Genomic DNA, 20,798 nt, shown 5'->3' on the forward strand with positions numbered 1-20,798 from the left:
CACTCCATTCGTGGGGTGGCCCGGGCCACCCCGTCTGTTCAGGCGTTAGTTGATACGCGGGTGCTGTTGCACCAGATTCTGGCGCTTGGCTTCCAGCGCGGCAATCTCAGCGTCGATATCTTCGATCTTCTGCTCGATATTGTCATGGTGCTCCTGCAGCAATTCCTTGGCTTCTTCCATGTCGGACGCGGCCGGTGCCGCACCGCGCAGGGGTTTGTTGGCGGTTTCCTTCATGGTCAGCCCGGTCACCAGGCCGACCACCGCAAACACCATCAGATAATAGGCGGGCATGAACAGGTCGTTGGTGCTTTCCACCAGCCAGGCCACGGCGGTCGGCGTGAGGCCGGCGATCAGCACCGACACGTTGAACGCGCTCGCCAATGCACTGTAGCGCAGGTGGGTGGGGAACATCGCGGGCAGCGTCGAGGCCATCACGCCGATGAAGAAGTTGAGAACGATGGCAAGGATCAACAGGCCCGCGAAGATCAACCCGATCTTGCCGCTGGTGATGAGCATGAACGCTGGAATTGCCAGGAACAGCAGGCCGACACTGCCGGCGATGATGAAAGGCCTGCGGCCGATCTTGTCGCTGACAAAACCGATGAACGGCTGCACGAACAACATGCCCACCATGATCGCGATGATGATCAGCACGCCGCTGTTTTCTTTGTAATGCAGGTTGTGCGACAGGTAGCTCGGCATGTAGGTGAGCAGCATGTAGTACGTCACGTTGGTCGCCGCGACAATGCCGATGCAGGTCAGCAGGCTGCGCCAGTGTTTGGTCGCCACTTCCTTGAACGAGACCTTGGGGCCGTGGGTCAGGCCTTCGCGATCGCCTTGTTCGAGCTTGTCCATGTGCTGCTGGAAGGCGGGGGTTTCTTCCAGGGCATGGCGCAGGTACAGGCCGATGATGCCCAGGGGCAGGGCGAGGAAGAACGGCAGGCGCCAGCCCCAGGCTTCAAAGTCCGCTTCGCCCAGGACGCTGGAAATCAGCACCACGACGCCCGCGCCGAGCACGAAACCGGCGATGGAGCCGAAGTCCAGCCAACTGCCGAGGAAGCCGCGCTTGCGGTCCGGGGCGTATTCGGCGACGAAGATCGAGGCGCCGGTGTATTCGCCACCCACGGAGAAGCCCTGGGCCATTTTGCACAACAGCAGCAGGATCGGCGCCCAGATACCAATGGAGGCGTACGAGGGGATCAGGCCGATCGCGAAGGTGCTCAGGGACATGATCACGATGGTGGCGGCGAGTACCTTCTGACGCCCGTACTTGTCGCCCAATGCACCAAAGAACAGGCCGCCCAGCGGACGGATCAGGAAGGGCACGGAAAAGGTACCGAGCGCGGCGATCATTTGTACGCTGGGCGAGGCGTCGGGAAAGAACACCTTGCCGAGCACATAGGCGACAAACCCGTAGACGCCAAAGTCGAACCATTCCATGGCGTTACCCAGTGCGGCGGCGGTGATCGCCTTGCGCACCTTGGTGTCATCGACGATGGTGATGTCTTTCAATCCGATGGGCTTGACGCTTTTCTTACGTAATTTCATGCGGGACACTCTAAAGCAGAACAGGGGAGGTGCCATCGCAGCGATGGCACCGCTCTGTCAGTTCAGATACAAGCGGACACTAAATAATTCACACTGTCGTGGATTTTTTCTTGCTTGGGTTTTGTAGTGAGCGGGCTTGCCCCGCGCTGGGGTGCGGAGCGCCCCAAACCAGGCGAACCGGATTTACCTGAAGTTCGGCGGTGTCTTTATTGGGGCGGCTTCGCCACCCAGCGCGGGGCAAGCCCGCTCACTACAAGGATCATTATGACTACCACTGAATCGCGTCTTATCTACCGTCAGCCCCTTCCCAGCGACTTGCTGCGATTGTTCGAGATATTCGGCGATCCGCAGACCAACCAGTTCAACCCTGCCGGACCCCTGGCCAATGTGCAGGCGGCGCAACGCCTGCTGGACCAATGGCTCCAACAGTGGGCGGCCGAGGGTTACGGCTGGTGGGCGATTGCCCGCAGGGAGGCGCCGGAATCCATCATCGGCTTTGGTGGCATCGCGCCTCTTAACTACCTGACCGAGCGGCGCGTCAACCTGGGTTACCGGTTCGCCGTGCAAGCCTGGGGGCAGGGCTACGCCACCGAAGTGGGTCGGGACGCCCTGACGCTGGCCTTCGAAACCCTCGGCTTGCCCGAAGTATTCGGCCTCGTGCGCCCGGACCACGCCGCGTCGATTCGTGTGCTGGAAAAGATCGGCATGCAGCCTTTCGGCCTGCTTGATGACGTGCCGGGCAGGGCGCCGAGTCGGGTGTTCAGGGTTTGTCATCCTACAACCGCTACAACCTGATACGTCACATAACCTCGCAATAGCTCGATAAAGCGCAATCTTCAGATTGACAGCGTTCAGGCGTCCCGATATAAAAGCGGCAGTTGTACGACGACATATGTCGTTACATATGTCCTATCTAACAAAAATAAAAAGTGATGCCATGAATCTGATCGAGCCCATCCACGCTCATCGCGTTGGTCAAGCTGTAGGCAACTATCGCTGGACCATCTGCGCGATGCTGTTTTTCGCAACTACCGTCAACTACCTTGACCGCCAGGTGCTCAGCTTGCTGGCGCCGCAACTGTCGACGCAATTTGGCTGGAGCAACACCGACTACGCCAACATTGCCGCGGTGTTCCAGTTTGTCTACGCCATTTCCATGCTGTTCGCCGGGCGTTTTGTCGACAAGATCGGCACCAAGGCCGCCTATGTGGTGGCGATTGGCATCTGGTCCACGGGCGCCATCATGCATGCGTTCTCGGTGCCGATGGGCGAGGGCATCGCCGCCATCAGCGGTGCGATCGGCCTGGCGGTGATACCCGTGTCGATTGCCGGTTTCATGCTGTCCCGCGCGGTGCTGGCGATTGGCGAGGCGGGCAACTTCCCCATCGCGATCAAGGCCACCGCTGAATATTTCCCCAAGAAGGAACGCTCGTTGGCCACCGGGATCTTCAACTCCGGTGCCAACGTCGGCGCAATCCTGGCGCCTATCTGCGTGCCGTTGATTGCCGGTCTGTGGGGGTGGGAAGCGGCGTTCATCGTGATCGGTGGTTTGGGTTTCGTGTGGGTCGCGGTGTGGATCGCGCTCTATAAGAAGCCGGACGAGCAACCGCGCCTGTCCGCCGAAGAGCTGGCCTATATCCGCAGCGACCAGACCGTGCAGCCCTTCACTCCCACGCCAGTTGGCGCGGTGGAGAAAAAAGTCTCATGGTTCAAATTGCTCACCTACCGCCAGACCTGGGCGTTTGCCTTCGGCAAGTTCATGACGGACGGCGTGTGGTGGTTCTTCCTGTTCTGGCTGCCCACCTACCTGTCGGCGCAATACGGCATGAAAGGCCCCGATATCGTGCTGCCGCTGGCGGTGCTGTACAGCATGACCATGGTGGGCAGCATCGGCGGCGGCTGGTTCCCCAGCTACTTCATGGCGCGCGGGGATGCCCCCTATGATGGCCGCATGAAAGCCATGCTGGTGATCGCGCTGTTCCCGCTGGTGGTATTGCTGGCGCAGCCTTTGGGCTACATCAGCTTCTGGGTGCCGGTATTGCTGATCGGCGTGGGCGCATCGGCGCACCAGGCGTGGTCGTGCAACATCTTCACCACCGTGTCCGATATGTTCCCGCAGAAGACCGTGGCTTCGGTGGTCGGCATCGGCGGCATGGCCGGCGGCCTGGGCGGCGTGGTGATGACCAAGATCGGCGGCTGGGTGTTCGACTACTACAAGTCCATCAACGACATCCACACCGGCTACATGATCATGTTTGCGATTTGTGCGCTGGCCTATTTGGTGGCCTGGAGCGTGATGAAGGCACTGGTGCCGCGTCACAAGGAAATCACCGACCTGTAATTGGCACGGGCAGGTCGGCGCCAGGCCTGCCTGCCAGGATGATTCGCACTGCCAGGGCCACGCCGATCAGTACCGTCGCCAGGCCCGCCGCTTCCATCGGCGTCGGGCCGCGGCCTTCGAACGCCAGGCCGAGCAGGCTGGCGAACACGGATTCAAGGGCGATCAACTGACCACTGAGCACCATGGGCAGACGCCGCGTCGCGGCGTTCCAGGCCCAGGCGCCGACCACGGTCGACATCAGCGCTATCACCAGGCTCCAGGCAAACAGCGGCGCCGCCTGTTCAACCCCGACACCGAGGACCGGCAGCCTCAGCAGCCCAAGGGCCAGCAACGGCGGCAACAGGCAAAGCGCGGCCACACCGGCGCCCACCAGCATCAGCGCGGTCCATGCTCCGGTCGCCTGAACCGGCAACCGGTCCAGGTGCTGTTGATTGAGCATGCTGAACAGCAACCATAGAGCAACGGCCCCCAACGAACACAAGAGCCCCGCCAGCCAGGCGCCCGGGTTCAACGCCGGTTGATAGAGGCTGCCGAGGTTCGCCAGCAGCAACCCCACCAGCAGGCACGACAAAGGCGCGATCAGCCGGCGCCATTCGACGGTCTTGTGGTGGGCATTGCCCAGCAAGGCGAGCAACAGCGGCACCATCCCGACCATCGCCGGCGTGAGTACCGGCCCTGCCAGGTGCACGCCAGCGGCGATGCATACGCCGTAACCCAGGCAACCCAGCGCTCCCAGGCCTGCGGCGAGTAACCGGCGGCCTGGTGTAATCAGCGGCAACCGAGCGCGACAAAGGATGAGCCCGCCGATGCCCAGCACACCTACGAACAGGAATCGCACCATCATCAGGTCGTAGAGGCTATAGGGGCCGGTGACGTAGGGCGTGATGAAGTTGAGCGCCCAGCCCAGGGTTGCCACCAGCGCATACAGCAGGCCGAGAAACAGTGAGACAGCTGCCGGGTTCATTTGCGTACTCCATCCGGTAATCGACAGCCATGGTGCGTGGCCGCGCGGCTGTGCTACAAACGAGTTCTCGGCCCTGGATGCATAACCGCTGATTATGAATGAGCTCGGCAAAACCTTACCGCCCCTGGCCAGTTTGCTGCCCTTTGAATCGGCGGCGCGCCTGGAGAGTTTTTCCAAGGCGGCCGATGAACTGCATATCACCCAGGCCGCAATCAGCCGGCAGATCCGCGGGCTCGAGGACGACCTGGGGGTCAAGCTGTTTGTGCGGCGTAATCGCGCCGTGTTTCTCACGCCGCAAGGGCGCGAACTGGCAGGTGTGGTCAGCGCAGCGTTGCACCGCATCGGTGAAAGTGCCGCCAGCCTGCGTGCGACACGCAACAGCCACCGGGTGGTGTTGCTGTGCCAGTTGTGTGAAGCGTTTTATTGGCTGATGCCGCGCCTATCGACCTTTCACCAGCAATGCCCGCATATCGAGATCCAGGTGGTGACCACCACCCGGCCATTGACTGAATTCAACGACCCCTTTGACGTAGCCCTGCAAAGCACGCGGCGCGCCAGCGGGGCTCACCCCCTGATATTCACCGCTTCGGACGACGTCTTTCCGGTGTGCAGCCCGGCCTACCTCAGCTTGGGCGAACCGCTGCCCTTGAGCGGGTTGCAACGCCAGACGCTCCTGCACCACAGCGCTGCGCCGCCGCACCTGATGGAGTGGGAGGAGTGGTTGCAGGTATTTGGCCAGACATTGCCCGAGGACGCGCGCAGCGCGACGTTCGACAGCTACCCACTGATGTTGCAGGCCGCCGTGGAGGGACATGGGATTGCCATGGGCTGGCGTCGCACCGCGAGCCGCTTGATGCAAATGGGAGCGCTGGTGAGGCCGTGCGCAGAGAGCGTGCGCTTGCCCGAGGCTATCTCGGTTTACCGGCATCAGGCGGCGGGGCGGCGGGAGGAAGTGGCGGCGTTGCTCGCCTGGCTCAAGGCACAACTGCAGGAGGAGTGACAGGGGCTTTGTCGCCCCTGTCGTGCACGGTTACTGGTTACGCGTTACCCGCCAAACGGTGTTGGCCAGGTCATCGGCGATGATCAACGCGCCTTTCGGGTCCACCGTCACGCCCACCGGGCGCCCACGGGTCTTGCCGTCGTCACCGCGAAAGCCGGTGGCAAAATCGACGGGCTCACCGGAGGGCTTGCCGTTGCTGAAGGGCACGAAGATCACCTTGTAGCCCACGGGGTTGTCGCGGTTCCAACTGCCGTGCTCGCCAACGAAGACGCCGTCGGCAAACTTCTCGCCCATTTGCGGGATGGAGAAGTCCACGCCCAATGCCGCAACGTGGGAACCCAAGCTGTAATCCGGCTTGATCGCGGCGGCGACTTTGGCCGGGTTCTGCGGCTGTGCACGCGGGTCGACGTTCTGGCCCCAATAGCTGTAGGGCCAGCCATAGAATGCGCCTTCACGCACGGACGTCAGGTAGTCCGGCACCAGGTCGGGGCCCAGTTCGTCACGCTCGTTGACCACCGTCCACAGTTGCCCGGAACCCGGCTGAATGGTCAGCGCCGTAGGGTTGCGCAGGCCGGTGGCGTAGGGTTTGTGCGCGCCGGTCGCGGCATCGATCTGCCAGACCATGGCGCGGTCGATCTCGACTTCCATGCCACGCTCGGTGACATTGCTGTTGGAGCCGATCCCCACATAGAGCTGGCTGCCGTCTTCGCTCACCGCGAGAGACTTGGTCCAGTGGTGATTGATCTGCGCCGGCAGGTCGGTGACCTTGGTGGCCGGGCCGGCGGCCTTGGTCTGGCCGTCGGCATAGTCAAAGCTCACCAAGGCGTCCTGGTTGGCCACGTAAAGTTTACCGTTGGCGAACGCCAGGCCGTACGGCGCGTTGAGGTTGTCGGCGAAGACTGTCTTGAGTTCGTAGGTGCCATCACCGTCGGCGTCGCGCAGCAACGTCAGGCGGTTGCCGCCCTTGACCTTGGTGTTGCCCTCGGCCTTGATCAGGCTGGCGATCACATCCTTGGGCTTGAGCTTGGCCGCGCTGCCGCCACGGCCTTCGGCCACCAGGATGTCGCCATTGGGCAGTACCAGGGTCTGGCGCGGGATGGCGAGGTCAGTGGCGATTGCGCTGATGCTGTAGCCTTCCGGTACCTTGGGTTTCTGCTCGCCCCAGGGCGCGGGCTCGGCAATCTTCATGCTCGGCAACAGGCTGCTTTGTTGCTCCGGCAACTTGGGGTCGGGGCCACGCGCCTGGGTCTTGTCACCTTCGCCACCGCAGGCGGTCAGCAACAGGGCGGCACTTAACAGGGTCAGTGTGCTGGACGTTTTCATTGGGCGGCTCCCGAGCGCAGGTTAGTCAGGCCGATCCATGCGGCAACCAATGCCAGCAGCGTAACGATAGCCGAGAGCACCAGGCCCGCAGGCATCATCGCGAAGGCATCCTTGGCATGCTGGAAGGCATTGACCAGGCCCAGTACCCAGGCGGCGAGCAACAGCAGGAAATACGCAGCCGGTCGCCCGGATTTACGCTCGGCGCGAAGCAGATTGACCAGCGCGAACAACAGCGCGAATCCACTGAATACCAACGCGCCCGCAATCAGCCAGGACGCGAAGTTGGCCCATTGAATCTGGTAGGTCTGGCCGTAGGCAATGTCACTGAGCAGGGCGCCCAGAAACAACGGGACGCTGCCGGCAAGCAAGATTGCATGCAGCGCACCGGGCCTTGTCGGATAGTAGGTGGGGAGGGTAGTCATGTGAAGGGCGACTCCTTATTGACGATGCACAGGGAAGTGCATAGGAAAGGAGCGTACGTTTTGTCAGAAAGTTCATTGGCTTTCGTGTCGGGATGTTATTGGGCCGTTGTGTCAGCACAACTTGTAGTGAGCGGGCTTGCCCCGCGCTGGGCTGCGAAGCGGCCCCAAACCAGGCGACTCGTTCTGTCTGGAGCTCCGTGGTGTCTTTATTGGGGCGGCTTCGCCACCCAGCGCGGGACAAGCCCGCTCACTACCTATCGCCTCTGTGGTTGAGCAGTGAACCCCTGGCCGGGTTGGGCGCCTAAGCCTTTATCATCCCCACAATTGCCCACCATCAGGCCCCCCCAATGACCCATCCCCGCATCGGCTTTGCATGCCAGTACAAGCATCCCGAACGCCTGCTGTCGACCGGCGCCCTGAAGCTGATCGAAGGCCCGTTCAACCCGCGTACCACCACCCTGCGCTGGATGGACGGAGTCACCGCGCAAGTCGCCCGCGACAAGCTGGTGGAGGTGGTCACCCATAACCTGGCCGCCCAACTGCGCCTGTTGGCCTATGTGGCTGAACTGCCGCCGACCTTGCGCATGCTGCGCTTGAGCAGCGATCTGCTGCCGTTCTACAGCCACCCGAAAGTCGCCGCCGTGTACAAAGACCCCGCCATCGAACGTCAGTTGGCGCAAGGTTTCGCCGCCATCGGCGAGCTGGCACGCGCGTCGGATATTCGCCTGTCATTCCACCCTGGCCAGTACTGCGTGCTCGGTTCGGAAAACCCTGGCGTGGTGGAAAACAGCCTGGCCGAGTTCGAATACCATGCCGACATGATCCGCATGATGGGCTACGGCCGACGCTTCCAGGACCTCAAGTGCAACGTGCACATCGCCGGCCGCCTGGGTGTGGAAGGTACCCGCGCAGTGTGGTCGCGCCTGTCGGAGGTGGCGCGCAATTGCATCACCTTCGAGAACGACGAGAAGACCTACGGCCTCGATTACTGCCTGCAAATGGCTGACCTGGCGCCGGTGGTGCTGGACATCCACCATTGCTGGATCAATGAAAACGACTACATCGCTCCCGATTCCGAACGGGTTGCCCGTGTGATTGAAAGCTGGCGCGGCGTGCGCCCGACCATGCACTACTCGCAGCCGCAGGAAGTCTTGCAGGAACTGGGGTTCAATGCCGAGCAAAAGCTGGAAATGGAGGCGCTGTTGCAGGTGGTCTCCAAGCGCGATCTGTATGCTCACAGTGCGCAGATGTGGAACCGTTGGACCAATGACTACGCGCTGCAGTTTTTCGATCGCTTCGACATCATGCTCGAAGCCAAGGACAAGAACGTGGCGGCGCTGGCGTTTTATGAGCATTTCAAGCGCCGTTCAATCTAGAGAAAGGAGCCTTCACCCATGCCGACCCTGCACCTGCTGTGCGGCAAGATCGCCTCGGGCAAATCCACGCTCGCCAAGCACCTCGGCGTGCAACACAGCGCAGTGGTGCTCAGTGAGGACCAGTGGCTCGCGCGGCTATACCCCGGTGAGATCGCGTCAGTGCCCGATTACCTGCGCTGCGCTCAACGCATTCGCGGGGTGCTGGAGCCGCTGGTGATAGATATGCTGGCCGCAGGCGTCAATGTGGTGCTGGATTTCCCGGCCAACACCCTGGCCAATCGCACCTGGCTGGTGGGCCTGGCACGGACGGCGGGCGTACCGCACCGCCTGCACTACCTGGAACTGGACGACGCCACCTGCCGCGCCCGCCTGCACGCGCGCAATGCGCAAGGTGAACACGACTTTGCGGCGACGGATGCCGAGTTTGACCTGATCACGCGGCATTTTTGTGCACCCGGTGAGGAGGAGGGGTTGGTGATTGAGGTGTATCGGCCTTGAGCGCCCACCTAGAACCGATTCCTGTGGCGAGCGGGCTTGCCCCGCGTTGGGCTGCGCAGCAGCCCCAGTGAAGACGAACGCGGTCTATCAGAGACTCCTCTGCGCCGGGTTTTGGGGCCGCTGCGCAGCCCAACGCGGGGCAAGCCCGCTCGCCACAGAGACCTGGCTTGCTGCGCGACAGCGCCAAACCAAGGATCTGGAGGGGCCTCCCACGGTTGAGCTGCGGTGTGGCTCAAATTGGGCCAGTCGCTAGACCGCAAATCCAACCCACACAGCCGATTCCCTGTGGGAGCTGTCGAGCTTTAGCGAGGCTGCGAAAGCGGTGGGTCAGGCGATGAATATGCCAGCAATGCCGCCGCCTTCGCAGCCTCGCCGGGGCTCGACAGCTCCCACAGTTGAGCTGCGGTGCTGCTGAAAAGGGCGACAGTCGCTACACCGCAAATCCAACCGACAAAAACCGATCCCCTGTAGGAGCTGTCGAGCTTTAGCGAGGCTGCGAAAGCGGAGTGTCAGGCGACGAAAATGCCAGCAATGCCGCCGCTTTCGCAGCCTCGCCGGGGCTCGACAGCTCCCACAGTTGAGCTGCTGTGATGCTGACATTGCGCCCGCCGATGCACCGCACATCTAACTAACATCGCCGATCCCCTTTGGGAGCTGTCGAGCTTTAGCGAGGCTGCGATAGCGGTGGGTCAGGCGATGAAGATGCCAGCAATGTCGCCGCCTTCGCAGCCTCGCTGGGGCTCGACAGCTCCCACAGTTGAGCTGCGGTGCTGCTGAAAAGGGCGCCAGTCGCCACACCGCAAATCCAACCGACAAAAGCCGATCCCCTGTGGGAGCTGTCGAGCTTTAGCGAGGCTGCGAAAGCGGAGTGTCAGGCGACGAAAATGCCAGCAATGCCGCCGCCTTAGCGAGGCAACGATAGCGGTGTGTCAGGCCATCGAAAAACCTCGGCTACGACTTGAACCGCCCCACCAACCCATTCAATTCATCCGACAGGTCCGACAACCGCCCCGAGTCGTCCTGCGCCGAGTGGGCCAGGCTTTCCACCAGCCGCGCTTCGTCGTAGATCTGCTGGATATGGCGGTTGATCTCTTCGGCCACGCTGTGTTGTTCCTCGGCGGCGGCGGATATCTGCAGGTTCTGGTCGCGGATCTCGTTGACCGACGTCTGTATGCCTTCAAAGCTGTCGCGTGCGCTCTCGATGGAGGCGACGCTGGCCCGCGACAGGTCCAGGCAACTGCCCATTTTTTGCGTGACTTCCTCGGTCTTGCTGCCAAGGGTTCCAAGCAACTGCTCGATTTCGCCGGTAGAGTCCGAGGTGCGCTTGGCCAGCGCACGAACCTCGTCGGCCACGACGGCAAACCCGCGGCCCTGGTCACCGGCGCGGGCGGCCTCGATGGCGGCGTTGAGCGCCAGGAGGTTGGTCTGTTCGGCAATCGCGCGGATGGTGCCGATGATCTGGTTGATACTGCGACTGCCAGCCTCCAGTTCAGCCATGGCCTCGGACGACTCGGTCAGGCGGCGCCCCAGGCGGTTGACGTTGTCGGTGGTGACTTCGATCTGCTGCTTGCCCTCGGCCACGCGACGGTGCCCGTTTTCGGCGGACTCTGCCGCGCCGCTGCAGGAACGTGCCACCTCGTTGGCGGTAGCGACCATTTCGTTGAACGCCGTGGACACCAGCTCCACCGCTTCGCGTTGTCGGCCCGCGGCCTCGTTCATGTTGTGCGCCACTTCGCTGTTGACCTTGGAAGCGTTGTGCAAATTGGCCGAGGCCGCGCCGATATGCTGGATCAGCTGACGAATCGCCGCCAGGAACTTGTTGAACCAGCCGGCCAGTTCGGCGGTTTCATCCTTGCCTTGCACTTGCAGTTCGCGGCGCAGATCACCTTCGCCCTCGGCGATGGATTGCAAGCCGGTGCTGACCTGGCCGATGGGCTTGACGATGACCTTGGAAAACGCCGCCGCGATCAGCCCGAAAATCAGCACCAGGACGCCCACGATAATGGCGGTGAGGTAGGTCATGCGTGTGGCTTCGGCCATGACTTCGCGCTGTTCGATCAGCCCGATATAGCGCCAGCCCAGGCCGGGCGAGGTCCATACGTTGGCCATATAGCGCACGCCATCGATCACCACTTCGGTGGAGCCCTGGGGTGTGTCGGCCAGGTGCGCATACGGCGCGCCCAGGTCCTTGAGCGGCTTGAAACCGTGGGCTGCGTCACGCGGGTCAACCAGCACCACGCCGTCTTCGATCAGCATCACGTAACCGCTTTCTCCCAGCTTGATGCTCTTGACCAGTTCGGTGAGGTTTTTCAGCGAGACGCTGACCACGAACACGCCCTTGGCCTTGCCGTTTTCCAACAGCGCCCGGGCGGTACCGACCAACGCCACGTCGTCTTTGTCATAGTAATAGGCGGGCGTGCGCACGGTCTTGCCGGGGCTGGCCATTGCCGCCTTGTACCAGGGCCGGGTGCGCGGGTCGTACTTGGCCAGTTGCGGGTCATCCGGCCACTTGGCGTAGGTGCCGTCTTCCAGCCCGATCGACAGGATGGCCGCCGCCGGATGGGTGGCGCCAAAGCGCGCGAAACGCTCGATCACCGCTTGGGCTTCGGCAGGCATCGGCTGGCTGGCCGCATCGGCGGGCTGATAGTTCTTGAGTGTGTTAATCGACGTGTATACAGGATCGGTGGCCATTTGATCGACGTTTTGCAGCGTGCCATCGAAGAACTGGCGGATGTTGCCGTCGATCTGGCGGATTTCCCGGGTGCTGCCATCGATAAACTGATCCACCGCCTGGGTGCGTGTGTTCATGACCGAGATCACGGCCACAAGGCTCACCGGTATAAAAGCAACAGAGACAAATGCCAGCACCAGCTTATTTTTTATTTTCATCAAGACGACCATCAGCGTGAAGGGCGGCCAAATCGTCGTGCTCACTAGTAGGCGCTACGGCGATTTGCTATCACTGTGTTTCGGCCCGGCTTCGAGAAACCTTTAGGGTTTTTTGTACACAATACAAATTGCGATTGTTCTGTATCCAATCAGTACACATCACGCAGATAACGTTTCTGCTCGCTCAACTGGCGCCAGTACTCCACGGCGCCTTCAACGCCAAGCCCGCCGTGGGTTTGCGCGACGTGCCGCAGGGCCTGGTCGACGTCTTTGGCCATATGGCTCGCATCGCCGCAGATATACAGCTTGGCGCCATCCTGTAACCAACCCCAGAGCTGCGCACCCTGTTCGCGGATGCGGTCCTGCACGTAGACCTTCTGCGCCTGGTCGCGGGAGAACGCCAGGCTCAAGTGGGTGAGCAGGCCATCCTGTTGCATGCCTTGCAACTCGTCCTTGTAGTAGAAGTCACTGGCCGCGTGTTGTTCGCCAAAAAACAGCCAGTTGCGGCCCTGATGCCCCAGGGCGCGACGTTCCTGCAAGAACGCACGGAAGGGGGCGATGCCCGTGCCGGGGCCGATCATGATCATCGGCACATCGCCGTCGCTTGGTGCGCGGAAGTGCTTGGACGGCTGCACGAACAGCGGCACTTCGCCGTCGCCGACCCGGTCGGCGAGGAAGGTCGAGGACACGCCTTTACGCTTGCCATAACGCACGGCGGCCACGGTGAGGTGCACTTCCCGCGGGAAGGCCTTGGCGCTCGATGCGATGGAATACAAGCGCGGTTGCAGGCGCCTGAGGGTGCCCAGCAGTTCGTCCGCCGAGCACTCGATGGGGTATTGCTGCAATACATCCGCCAATTGCCGGCCCCATAACCACTCATTCAGTTCGGCCTTGTGCTCGGGGTTGAGCAAATGCTTGAGGCCTGGATCGGCGCTGCGCTCGGCGATGAAGGTCAAGGTATCGCTGCTGGGGCGGGCGATTTCGAAGTGTTGGGTGAGCGCCTGTTGCAGAGGTACGTCGCCGAAGGTATCGATGTTCACGCAGGTACTGGCATCCAGGCGCGTCAGTTCGAGCAATTCGCTGACCAGCTCGGGGCAGTTGCGTGGCCTGACACCCAGGGCATCACCGGCTTCATAGCTCAGCCCGGAGTCGGCCAGGTCCAGGGCGAACTGACGGGTTTCCTTGTGCGGGCTTTGCGGGTTCAGGTGACGGTTGAGCAGCAGGCGCGAGCCGTACAGCTTGGTTTTACCGGCAGGCGTGGCGGGCATGGCGGGCGCCATGGACTTTGCCGGGTTGAGGCTCTGCTGGAACCGCACCAGCCAGGCGTCGGCGGGGGCTTCGAATTCGGTGTCGCAGTCGACGCGCTCCAACAGGCGGGTGGCGCCCAGTTCCAGCAGGCGCTGGTCGAGCCGCTTGCCGTGGTTGCAGAACTGGTCGTAATTCGGATCGCCCAAGGCCAGCACCGCAAAGCGCAGCGACTCCAGGCGTGTCTCGGCGGTGCTGAGGCTGTGCCAGAAGCCCTCGCCATTGTCCGGCGGGTCGCCGTCGCCAAAGGTGCTGCTGATCAGCGCCAGCGTGTGGGTGCTCGCCAGTTTGCTTGCGGGGAAATCCGACATCGCACTCAGCTCCACGCTGATGCCGGCCTCGCGCAGACGCTTGGCAAACCGCTCGGCCAGGGCCTCGGCATTGCCGGTCTGCGACGCCCACAGCAGGGTAACGGCCGGGGAGGGCGTTGCCATGGTTTGCGCACGGCTGAACAAGCCGCCGAGCAAGCCGTCCAGCCACAAGCGCGACTCCCGGGCCAGCGGCGCATTCGCCGGCAGCGTCGGCACGCCGTCGTCCTGACGCGCGGCACTGGACTGCAAGCCACTGAGAAAACCGGCGAGGTAAGTGCGCTCGCCGTCGCTCAACTGAGGCGGCGGCACATTGCGCAGGCCGGCGATGTCGGCGAAAGCGTCAAGGCGCGACATGGCGAGTTCCTCTGGTAGAGGGGCGGGAAGGTCCAGCAACTGGTGTTCGATCAGTTCAACCCGCGCCAGGGAAACAGCGCAGAACTTGAACCCGGGCTGCAACGAAATCGGGTCGACGGCGTCATGGGTCACGGCGTTTATCGCCAGGTGTTCGCCGAACACATCATTCCAATGGAAAGGTGCAAAACAGTTGCCGGGCCGCACCCGGTTGGTGACCACGGCAGGCAGCACGGCGCGGCCACGCTGGGAGCGCACTTCCACGGCGTCCTTGTCCTTGATGCCCAGGCGCGCGGCGTCTTCGGGGTGCAGTTCCACGAACGGGCCGGGGTTGAGTTTATTCAGCGTGGCGACCTTGCCGGTCTTGGTCATCGTGTGCCATTGGTGCTGCACGCGCCCGGTGTTGAGCACGAAGGGGAATGCGTCATCGGGCATCTCCGTCGGCGGCATATGGGGGCGGGCGAAGAACCGGCCTTTGCCGTTTTCGGTGGCGAAGCTGAGGGTGCCGTTCTTTACGTAGCGGATCGGGTTACGGTCCGCTGTGTCGACAGATGCGCAGGGCCATTGCAGCGGCTTTTCGCGCAGGCGCCGGTAGCTTGCGCCGCGGATGTCGTAGCCGGTCGTGGGGTTCCAGGCGCGTTTGATTTCTTCAAACACCTCGGCTGCGCAGGTGTAGGTGAAGGCCTCGGCAAAGCCCATCTCACACGCGACCCTGGCGATTATCTGCCAGTCGGGCAAGGTCTCGCCGGGGGCGTCGACGGCCTTTTGCATCAGGGTCAGGTTGCGCTCGGAGTTGATCATCACCCCTTCGGCCTCGGCCCATAGCGCGCCGGGCAGCAGAATGTCGGCGTAGCGGTTGGTCTCGGTGTCGAGGAAGGCATCCTGGGCGATCACCAATTCGGCGGCTTGCAGGCCTTTAATAACGGTCTGCCGGTTGGGCACGCTGGCCACTGGGTTGGTGCAGATGATCCAGCAGGCCTTGATCTGCCCGGCAGCCATCTGCTCGAACATCGCCACGGTACCGTCGCCGGCCTTGCGCGGCAGGCTGTCGTGGGGGATCTGCCACAGGTCCTCGATAAAGGCACGGTCCGCCTCGACCAACACCGAGCGTTGCCCCGGCAGGCCCGGGCCCATATAACCCATTTCGCGACCGCCCATGGCGTTGGGTTGGCCCGTGAGGGAAAACGGCCCGCTGCCAGGCCGGCAAATGGCGCCGGTGGCCAGGTGCAGGTTGCACAGGGCGTTGGTGTTCCAAGTGCCGTGGGTGCTCTGGTTGAGGCCCATGGTCCAGCAGCTCATCCACTCGGCGGCCTGGCCGATCCAGTCGGCGGCCTGGCGGATATCGGCCTCGGCCAGGCCGGTGATGGCGGCGACCCGCTGGGGCGCGTAGTCTTCCAAAAACGCCGGCATGGCCTCCCAGCCTTCGGTAAAGGCGGCGATAAAGGCCGGGTCGGTATGGCCGCTTTTCACCAGCAGGTGCAACAGGCCGTTGAGCAAGGCCAGGTCGGTGCCCGGTTTTATCGGCAGGAACAGGTTGGCCTTGTCTGCCGTGGCGCTGCGCCGGGGGTCTACCACGATCAGTTTCGCGCCGGCCTTGACCCGGTCCATCATGCGCAGGAACAGGATCGGGTGACAGTCGGCCATGTTGGCGCCGATCACGAAGAACAGGTCGGCGCGGTCGAAATCCTCATAGGATCCCGGCGGGCCGTCGGAGCCCAGGGACAGTTTGTAGCCGCTGCCGGCGCTGGCCATGCACAGGCGCGAGTTGGACTCGATATTGGCGGTGCGCACGAAGCCCTTGGCCAGTTTGTTGATCAGGTATTGGGATTCCAGCGACATCTGGCCCGACACGTAGAAGGCCAACGCATCCGGCCCGTGCGTGTCGAGGACGTGGCGCAGGCGGCCGGCGGTTTCGCTGATGGCCTTGTCCATGGCGATGCGCACCGGGTCGTGGTCCCGGGCCTGGCGCACATAGGCGTGCTCCATGCGACCGGACTCGGCGATGGCTTGCCCGCAGGTGGTGCCCTTGGTGCACAGGCGGCCGAAGTTGGTGGGGTGGTCCTTGTCGCCGGTCACCTTCACCACTTTATTGTGTTCGACCTGCATGACGATGCCGCAGCCCACGCCACAATAGGGACACACGCTGCGTACGCTCTGGTTTGCCATCAATCACCTGTGTAAACAAAAAAGGCGCCTTGCAACCCTCCGTTGAACACGGGGATTACACGGCGCCTTTGTCGTGAGAGGCAGTCAGCGTTGACTGCTTGGTTTGAATCTTCCTAGCAAATCACGCGCCAGGTTCGACCCTGTAGTGAGCGGGCTTGTCCCGCGCTGGGCTGCGCAGCGGCCCCAAACCAGTCACCCCAATTTCAAATGACACACCGCAGCGGTCCGATTGGGGCGGCTTCGCCCCCCAGCGCGGGGCAAGCCCGCTCACTACATGCACATTTATGAAGCGTGGCGCACCAACGGGAGGCGCAGGAGGAAATGTCTGGCTCCTTCGATTGGCGCCAGAGGCCGTTGCAATGGGCAGTGCCAGTATTTGGCACAGACCCTGCAAGCTCCCCCTCAACCCACTTCGGTCAACGACGATCGACACCTTGGGCAATAGCGGTGGATCCGGCGCAGTCGCCCGGTCCCAACCTGCATAAGAACAGGCAAAGGCGCCTGGAACCGAAAGGTTTCAGGCGTTTTTTTTTGCTTTTTTAAACCGTGATGAGCTTTGTCGGGTGCTTTATATGAACAGTCTCAAAACCCTGATCGTCGTCGGCAATGGCATGGTCGGCCACCACTGTGTGGCGCAGCTGATCGAACGCGGTGCGCTGGATCACTACCGCTTGCACGTGTTCAGCGAGGAGCCGATGCGCGCCTATGACCGGGTGCATCTGTCCGAGTATTTCACCGGCCGCGATGCCGAGTCGCTGGCACTGTCCGAAGCCTCGTTGTACCAGACCCCAGGGGTGACCTTGCACCTCGGCGTGCCGGTGCTGGAGATCGACCGCGGCCGCTGCGAGGTGATCACCGCCGAGGGCTGCGTGGCCTATGACAAGCTGGTGCTGGCCACCGGTTCCTATCCCTTTGTGCCGCCCATTGAAGGCGCCGAGGGCGATTCGCGGTTGGTGTATCGCACGCTTGAGGACCTGGACGCGATTCGCAAAGCGGCCGCCAATGCCCGGCGCGGTGTGGTGGTGGGCGGTGGCCTGCTGGGTCTGGAAGCCGCCAACGCGCTGAAGAGCCTGGGCCTTGAAGCGCACGTAGTGGAATTCGCGCCGCGCTTGATGCCGGTGCAACTGGACGACTTCGGCGGCCTGGCGCTCAAGGCGCAGATCGAGCGGCTGGGCGTGGGCGTGCATTTGTCGCGGGCGACCCAGTCGATCAGCGCGGGCGAGCAGTACCGCTACCGCATGAACTTTGCCAATGAGGAATTTCTCGAAACCGACCTGGTCGTGTTCTCCGCCGGTATCCGCGCCCAGGATGCGTTGGCGCGTCAGGCCGGCCTGGACATCGGCCCGCGCGGCGGCGTGGTCATCAATGACGAATGCCTGAGCATCGACCCGAATATCTACGCGATTGGCGAGTGCGCGTCCTGGAACGGCAGCCTGTTCGGCCTGGTCGCGCCGGGCTACCAGATGGCCCGCGGCGTCGCTGCGCTGCTCTGCGAGCAAACCGCCGAGCCGTTTGTTGGCGCCGACATGTCCACCAAGCTCAAATTGCTCGGCGTGGACGTAGGCTCCATCGGCGACGCTCACGGCCACACACCGGGCGCGCGCAGCTACCAGTTTATCGACGAAGCCAGCGCCAGCTACCGGCGCCTGGTGGTCGATGCATCAGGCAAGCATGTGATCGGCGCGGTACTGGTGGGCGACAACAGCTACTACGACACCCTGTTGCAGTACATGCAGAACAGCATTGCGCTGCCGCCCGAGCCGGCCAGCCTGATCCTGCCTTCGTCCAGCGGCGCACCGACCCTCGGCCCCGGCGCCTTGCCGGAGTCGGCCACCGTGTGCTCCTGCCACAACGTGACCAAAGGCTCGATTTGCTCAGCGATCGACGGCGGCTGCAGCGACCTCGGCGCCCTCAAGGCCCAGACCAAGGCCTGCACCGGCTGTGGTGGCTGCGCCGGCCTGCTCAAGCAGGTGTTCGAGCATGAGCTGATCGCCCGTGGCGTCAGCGTCGACAAAAGCCTGTGCGAGCACTTCGCCTTCACTCGCCAGGAGCTGTATGCCCTGGTGCGCGTGGAAGGCATCATCACCTTCGACGAACTGCTGGCCAAGCACGGCCGTGGGCACACCGGTTGCGATGTGTGCAAGCCGGCGGTCGGCTCGATCCTGGCGTCGTGCTGGAACCAGCCAATCATGGACGCGTCCCTGGTGCCGCTGCAGGACACCAACGATACGTTCATGGCCAACATGCAGAAGAACGGCACCTACTCGGTGGTGCCACGTATTCCAGGCGGCGAGATCACTGCGGAAAAACTCATCGTGATCGGCGAAGTGGCGAAGAAATACGACCTCTATACCAAGATCACCGGTGGTCAGCGCATCGACCTGTTTGGTGCGCAACTGCACGAACTGCCGGACATTTGGGGCGAGCTGATCGCGGCGGGTTTCGAGACCGGGCACGCCTATGGCAAATCCACGCGCACGGTAAAGTCCTGCGTGGGCAGCACCTGGTGCCGCTACGGCGTGCAGGACAGCGTGAAAATGGCGCTGCTGATCGAGGACCGCTACAAAGGCCTGCGTTCGCCGCACAAGCTCAAGTTTGCGGTATCGGGTTGCACCCGGGAGTGTGCCGAAGCCCAAAGCAAGGACGTGGGCGTAATCGCCACCGAGAAGGGCTGGAACCTCTACATCGCCGGCAACGGCGGCATGCGCCCGCGCCATGCCGAGCTGTTCGCCACCGACCTGGACGACGCCTCGCTGATCCGCTACATCGATCGCTTCCTGATGTTCTACATCCGCACCGCCGACAAGTTGCAGCGCACCTCGGTATGGCGTGAAAGCCTGGAAGGTGGCCTGGATTTCCTCAAGGACGTGATCCTGCACGACAGCCTCGGCCTGGGTGCTGAACTCGAAGCGCAGATGCAGCTGGTGGTCGACCGCTACGAATGCGAATGGGCCAACGCCCTCGCAGACCCGGAAAAACTCAAGCGCTTCCGCACCTTCGTCAACGACAAACGCCCCGACCCGGACATCCACTTCGTCCAGGAGCGTGGCCAGCGCCGGCCGATCATGGCCGCCGAACTCAACCTGATCCCCGTGATCGAGGAGACTGCCTGATGAGCACGCTCAACACTCAACGCAACCTGGCCACCTGGAAAAGCGTGTGCAGCGAGAAGGACCTGGTGAGCAATTCCGGCGTGGTGGTGTGGTTGGATGGCGCGCAAGTCGCGCTGTTCTACCTGCCGGGCGCACAAGACCAGACGCTGTATGCCATCGACAACCATGACCCGGAGTCCGGAGCGAATGTGATCGGTCGTGGCTTGGTCGGCAGTATCAAGGGCGACCTGGTGGTGGCGGCGCCGATCTACAAACAGCATTACCGTCTTGAGGACGGCCAATGCCTGGAGGCGCCGGATCAGTACCTGCGGGTGTGGCCGGTGCGGTTGAACGGTGGAGTGGTGGAGATTGGAATGGAGTGATACGCCATCTACTGGAGTTGCGTCAGCCGCCGGAACGCAAATTCCACCCACACCGCCGATCCCCTGTGGGAGCTGTCGAGCTTTAGCGAGGCTGCGAAAGCGGAGTGTCAGGCGCTGAATAAGTTGGCAGTACCGCCGCCTTCGCAGCCTCGCCGGGGCTCGACAGCTCCCACATTGATCCCCGCGCGGCTCGAATTGCGCCAGCCGCCACACCGCAAATCCAACCCATGCAGCCGGAGCTGTCGAGCTTTAGCGAGGCTGCGAAAGCGGAGTGTCAGGCGCTGAATAAGTTGGCAGTGCCACCGCCTTCGCAGCCTCGCCGGGGCTCGACAGCTCCCACAGTTGAGCTGCGGTGCGGCTCAAATTGCGCCAGCCGCCACACAGCAAATTCCACCTGCCACAGCCGATCCCCTGTGGGAGCTGTCGAGCTTTAGCGAGGCTGCGAAAGCGGAGCGTCAGGCGTTGAATAAGTTGGCAGTGCCGCCGCCTTCGCAGCCTCGCCGGGGCTCGACAGCTCCCACATTGATCCCCAGCGCGGCTCGAATTGCGCCAGCCGCCACACCGCAAATCCAACCCATGCAGCCGATCCCCTGTGGGAGCTGTCGAGCTTTAGCGAGGCTGCGAAAGCGGAGTGTCAGGCGCTGAATAAGTTGGCAGTGCCACCGCCTTCGCAGCCTCGCCGGGGCTCGACAGCTCCCACATTTGATCCCCAGCGCGGCTCGAATTGCGCCAGCCGCCACACCGCAAATCCAACCCATGCAGCCGATCCCCTGTGGGAGCTGTCGAGCTTTAGCGAGGCTGCGAAAGCGGAGTGTCAGGCACTGAATAA

14 protein-coding genes and 1 pseudogene are annotated in these 20,798 nt (G+C 62.7%); 8 read left to right on the top strand and 7 right to left on the bottom strand.

The features are described 5' to 3' along the window. Window positions 1-45: 45 nt before the first annotated feature. A complete protein-coding gene (gene proP, locus BLL36_RS26885) occupies window positions 46-1,548 on the bottom strand; it encodes a glycine betaine/L-proline transporter ProP (RefSeq protein ID WP_076954635.1) in 1,503 nt (500 codons plus the stop codon). A gap of 264 nt (window positions 1,549-1,812) precedes the next feature. On the opposite strand from proP, the gene BLL36_RS26890 reads away from it, so the two are divergent. Continuing rightward, window positions 1,813-2,343, top strand: coding sequence for a GNAT family N-acetyltransferase (locus BLL36_RS26890; protein WP_076954636.1), 531 nt, complete (start codon window positions 1,813-1,815; stop codon window positions 2,341-2,343). A gap of 142 nt (window positions 2,344-2,485) precedes the next feature. Further along, window positions 2,486-3,889, top strand: a complete 1,404-nt coding sequence (locus BLL36_RS26895) for an MFS transporter (protein WP_076954637.1) — start codon at window positions 2,486-2,488, stop codon at window positions 3,887-3,889. On the opposite strand, the gene BLL36_RS26900 is transcribed toward BLL36_RS26895, so the two are convergent. Then, the gene (locus tag BLL36_RS26900; protein WP_076954638.1) at window positions 3,876-4,853 is read right to left on the bottom strand and encodes a DMT family transporter; all 978 of its coding nucleotides are present in this window, start codon (window positions 4,851-4,853) and stop codon (window positions 3,876-3,878) included. The genes BLL36_RS26895 and BLL36_RS26900 overlap by 14 nt on opposite strands. Before the next feature lie 94 nt (window positions 4,854-4,947). On the opposite strand from BLL36_RS26900, the gene BLL36_RS26905 reads away from it, so the two are divergent. Further along, the gene (locus BLL36_RS26905; protein WP_076954639.1) at window positions 4,948-5,853 is read left to right on the top strand and encodes a LysR substrate-binding domain-containing protein; all 906 of its coding nucleotides are present in this window, start codon (window positions 4,948-4,950) and stop codon (window positions 5,851-5,853) included. Between the two features lie 30 nt (window positions 5,854-5,883). Here BLL36_RS26905 and BLL36_RS26910 read toward each other — a convergent pair whose 3' ends face one another. Both BLL36_RS26910 and BLL36_RS26915 read right to left on the bottom strand, forming a co-directional pair. Then, complete coding sequence (locus BLL36_RS26910; RefSeq protein ID WP_076954640.1) at window positions 5,884-7,176, bottom strand: PQQ-dependent sugar dehydrogenase; 1,293 nt, start codon at window positions 7,174-7,176, stop codon at window positions 5,884-5,886. Beyond that, entirely contained in the window at window positions 7,173-7,598 is a 426-nt protein-coding gene (locus tag BLL36_RS26915) for a DUF2231 domain-containing protein (protein ID WP_076954641.1), read from the bottom strand. The genes BLL36_RS26910 and BLL36_RS26915 overlap by 4 nt, the downstream gene beginning before the upstream one ends. Before the next feature lie 347 nt (window positions 7,599-7,945). Between BLL36_RS26915 and BLL36_RS26920 the strand changes: the two genes are divergently transcribed. Continuing rightward, entirely contained in the window at window positions 7,946-8,974 is a 1,029-nt protein-coding gene (locus BLL36_RS26920) for an apurinic/apyrimidinic endonuclease family protein (protein WP_076954642.1), read from the top strand. Window positions 8,975-8,992: 18 nt separating this feature from the next. Continuing rightward, window positions 8,993-9,472 carry an AAA family ATPase gene (locus tag BLL36_RS26925; RefSeq protein WP_076954643.1) on the top strand — a complete coding sequence of 160 codons (480 nt, stop codon included), beginning with the start codon at window positions 8,993-8,995 and terminating at the stop codon, window positions 9,470-9,472. 951 nt (window positions 9,473-10,423) lie between these two features. Here the strand turns inward: BLL36_RS26925 and BLL36_RS31805 are convergent. Together BLL36_RS31805 and BLL36_RS31810 are read right to left on the bottom strand one after the other, a co-directional pair. Beyond that, window positions 10,424-11,191 (bottom strand): methyl-accepting chemotaxis protein, encoded by a 768-nt coding sequence (locus BLL36_RS31805; RefSeq protein WP_370879647.1) that lies wholly within the window; start codon window positions 11,189-11,191, stop codon window positions 10,424-10,426. An 87-nt stretch (window positions 11,192-11,278) separates the two neighbouring features. Next, window positions 11,279-12,361, bottom strand: a pseudogene (locus tag BLL36_RS31810) (cache domain-containing protein); the annotation flags it as partial. Between BLL36_RS31810 and BLL36_RS31125 the strand changes: the two are divergent. Beyond that, the gene (locus tag BLL36_RS31125; protein ID WP_162279226.1) at window positions 12,279-12,467 is read left to right on the top strand and encodes a hypothetical protein; all 189 of its coding nucleotides are present in this window, start codon (window positions 12,279-12,281) and stop codon (window positions 12,465-12,467) included. The pseudogene BLL36_RS31810 and the gene BLL36_RS31125 overlap by 83 nt on opposite strands. Before the next feature lie 43 nt (window positions 12,468-12,510). Here the strand turns inward: BLL36_RS31125 and BLL36_RS26935 are convergent, their stop codons facing one another. Further along, window positions 12,511-16,494 carry a bifunctional nitrate reductase/sulfite reductase flavoprotein subunit alpha gene (locus BLL36_RS26935; RefSeq protein WP_076954644.1) on the bottom strand — a complete coding sequence of 1,328 codons (3,984 nt, stop codon included), beginning with the start codon at window positions 16,492-16,494 and terminating at the stop codon, window positions 12,511-12,513. Window positions 16,495-17,066: 572 nt separating this feature from the next. On the opposite strand from BLL36_RS26935, the gene nirB reads away from it, so the two are divergent. After that, a complete protein-coding gene (nirB, locus tag BLL36_RS26940) occupies window positions 17,067-19,607 on the top strand; it encodes a nitrite reductase large subunit NirB (RefSeq protein WP_076954645.1) in 2,541 nt (846 codons plus the stop codon). Then, complete coding sequence (gene nirD, locus BLL36_RS26945; protein ID WP_076954646.1) at window positions 19,607-19,969, top strand: nitrite reductase small subunit NirD; 363 nt, start codon at window positions 19,607-19,609, stop codon at window positions 19,967-19,969. Before nirB ends, nirD begins: the two co-directional genes overlap by 1 nt. Window positions 19,970-20,798: the final 829 nt, after the last annotated feature.

The organism is Pseudomonas cedrina subsp. cedrina, assembly GCF_001983175.1.
Lineage (GTDB): Bacteria > Pseudomonadota > Gammaproteobacteria > Pseudomonadales > Pseudomonadaceae > Aquipseudomonas > Aquipseudomonas cedrina.

What these genes read in the sequence shown, in the direction of transcription:
- proP (WP_076954635.1), bottom strand. Translation starts at nt 1,548, where the DNA reads ATGAAATTACGTAAGAAAAGCGTCAAGCCCATCGGATTGAAAGACATC.
- BLL36_RS26890 (WP_076954636.1), top strand. Translation starts at nt 1,813, where the DNA reads ATGACTACCACTGAATCGCGTCTTATCTACCGTCAGCCCCTTCCCAGC.
- BLL36_RS26895 (WP_076954637.1), top strand. Translation starts at nt 2,486, where the DNA reads ATGAATCTGATCGAGCCCATCCACGCTCATCGCGTTGGTCAAGCTGTA.
- BLL36_RS26900 (WP_076954638.1), bottom strand. Translation starts at nt 4,853, where the DNA reads ATGAACCCGGCAGCTGTCTCACTGTTTCTCGGCCTGCTGTATGCGCTG.
- BLL36_RS26905 (WP_076954639.1), top strand. Translation starts at nt 4,948, where the DNA reads ATGAATGAGCTCGGCAAAACCTTACCGCCCCTGGCCAGTTTGCTGCCC.
- BLL36_RS26910 (WP_076954640.1), bottom strand. Translation starts at nt 7,176, where the DNA reads ATGAAAACGTCCAGCACACTGACCCTGTTAAGTGCCGCCCTGTTGCTG.
- BLL36_RS26915 (WP_076954641.1), bottom strand. Translation starts at nt 7,598, where the DNA reads ATGACTACCCTCCCCACCTACTATCCGACAAGGCCCGGTGCGCTGCAT.
- BLL36_RS26920 (WP_076954642.1), top strand. Translation starts at nt 7,946, where the DNA reads ATGACCCATCCCCGCATCGGCTTTGCATGCCAGTACAAGCATCCCGAA.
- BLL36_RS26925 (WP_076954643.1), top strand. Translation starts at nt 8,993, where the DNA reads ATGCCGACCCTGCACCTGCTGTGCGGCAAGATCGCCTCGGGCAAATCC.
- BLL36_RS31805 (WP_370879647.1), bottom strand. Translation starts at nt 11,191, where the DNA reads ATGAACGAGGCCGCGGGCCGACAACGCGAAGCGGTGGAGCTGGTGTCC.
- BLL36_RS31125 (WP_162279226.1), top strand. Translation starts at nt 12,279, where the DNA reads ATGACCGAGATCACGGCCACAAGGCTCACCGGTATAAAAGCAACAGAG.
- BLL36_RS26935 (WP_076954644.1), bottom strand. Translation starts at nt 16,494, where the DNA reads ATGGCAAACCAGAGCGTACGCAGCGTGTGTCCCTATTGTGGCGTGGGC.
- nirB (WP_076954645.1), top strand. Translation starts at nt 17,067, where the DNA reads ATGAACAGTCTCAAAACCCTGATCGTCGTCGGCAATGGCATGGTCGGC.
- nirD (WP_076954646.1), top strand. Translation starts at nt 19,607, where the DNA reads ATGAGCACGCTCAACACTCAACGCAACCTGGCCACCTGGAAAAGCGTG.